We start from the raw sequence: 2,289 nt of genomic DNA, 5'->3' as shown, positions 1-2,289 counted from the left end.
CAGTCAAATCGAGTATGCTCCACTAGCTTTAGATGGGTTATATGATGCTGCGAACTCGATACCAACAGGCTTCCGTGAACAGCTTTCCAACAATTGGGTTGTATCAAGCATTACTACCGATACGGCTACTGTAAATTCAGCTTCGGGAGAAGTTCTAACCAACAGGGTCGATTATCGCTACGGTGGTTTACTTGTTAGCAATGATGGAGAGGTCGCCGGGTTTTCAAAAATGACGGAAATCCAGATTAGTCGAAACATCGTCAAAACGACTAACTTCTTTACTGATGACAAGTTATTTGGACAGCAAGAAAGCTCGGTAACACAAATCAATGGTGTGACGGTCAAAGAACAAACTAATAATATGAGCGTTGAAGAGCTTGGTAATGGGACACGTCGTTTAGTGTTGAATTCAACGTCAGAAAATCAATATGATGCTAATGGCGTTCTACTCAATACTGCATCTACAGTAAACACTGAATTTGATGACTATGGATATCCAAAATATATCACAACAAATAAAACAGCAGGTCATGAAACGTTAGAGGTAAAAACCGAAACAACGTACTTGCACGATCTCAGTAATTGGTTACTAGGCCGCGCAGACTATCAAACGGTGACGCACACCTACGGAGGAAGTGATGTAGAAACCCGTGTTGTGGATTATGAATATACGGACGGTAAACTCACACGAGAAGTGCTTGAGCCGGGTGCCGACAATCAATTAACTATCGAGTACTCTGATTTTAAAACAGTAGGTTATCCAAGATTAGTCGAGAGTACAGGTATGTCGGACTATGATGGCGAATCGCAAACCCGTTATGTTCGTAAAACCTATGATGACCTAGGTCGGGTTTTAACTGAAACAAACGCTCTGAACCAAACAACGACTTATACCTATCATCCTCGATGCGGAAAGATCGCTTCTATTGAAGATATTGGTAAGCGACTTACTTCGATAGGATATAACGAATACTGTGAAAAAGTATCTGAAGATTATCCTGATAGCAATTTAACAACATGGATGTACGAATGGGCAACCACCCAGGATACCAACGCGGATCAACGTGCAGCTGATTGGGAATATAGTTACCACAACCCAATTGTCTACAAAGTTACCGAGACTAAAGCATCCGATTCAGAGTACGGCGACCAAGTAAGTACCGTCTATTTTGATGCATTAGGTCGCGCGGTTAGGTCAATCAGTTCAGGGTTTAGCAGTGACTCATCTGACCGAGATGTAAAAACGTCAACAATATATGATCAATATGGTTACCGTGTCGCGATTACTGAGCCATATTACGTCTTGAACGGCTTGCAAGATACTGCTCGCTGGACACGATTCACCTTTGATAGTGTGGGTAGAGTATCCTCAGAATCAAAAGCAGGACCCGATAAACTACCATTGACGGTTAGCTATACCTATAGCGGAAATACCTCGAATATAGCTTACAGTGATTACAGTAAGTCAACGACGGTGGGCATTCACGGCAAGCCTTCTTCAGTAACTGAAAACGGCCAGATTGTTGAATACGAATATACAGCGGCTGGCAATTTAGAACTTACGCGAACGAACAACCTTGAAACAACCGTTGAATACGATGATCGAGGCTTTAAAAAGAGCCAAGAAGACCCTTCAATGGGGGAATGGCAGTACAAACATAATGCCTTTGGCGAGTTAGTCTATCAAAAAGATGCGAAGCAGCAAGAAGTAAAAATGTACTACGACTTGCTTGGCAGAATGACTCGCAAAGTTGCGCCTGAAGGCACTTCTCGTTGGGATTATTTTGCTAGTGGAAATGGAATCGGACAGCTAGAACAAGAAACTGGTACTGAGGCGACTAAGATTTGGACTTATGATGAGTTAGGTCGCGTTGAGACAGAAACCTTAAATGTGAATACGCAAACATTTACGACACAGTTCGTACACGACGATTATAGCCGCTTGATCGAAACCAAGTACCCGAATGATGTCTCCATGTTTAATCGCTATGACAATATTGGCAAGTTGCAAAACGTGTCAATGAAGGCTCGTGATATTAAAAATATTGATTTTGAATACTTGCTGGCCGAAAAAGATACTTTAATGGTAGAGCTTGAACGGCTTCAATCATTGCAGCAAGCGGCACTTAATAAGGCTCAGTATCATAGCAATAAAGCGCTGGAGTATCATAAACAGTATCGAGAGTTCCTAGATAAGTTTAATGAGGTAAGCCAGTCTATTAGCGTATTAAATGATATTGCTGTTGAACATCAGAACCGCGCAGAACAATACATAGCCTTATATAGTGA

At 41.8% G+C, this 2,289-nt stretch carries 1 protein-coding gene; it reads left to right on the top strand.

The genetic code is table 11. From position 1 onward, the window contains the following. Window positions 1–2,289 (top strand): RHS repeat protein (locus A3761_RS20355; RefSeq protein WP_156491989.1); only part of this gene is annotated, 2,289 nt, incomplete at both ends.

This window comes from Oleiphilus sp. HI0123, from assembly GCF_001635315.1.
This window is presented reverse-complemented; position numbering and strand designations above follow the sequence as displayed.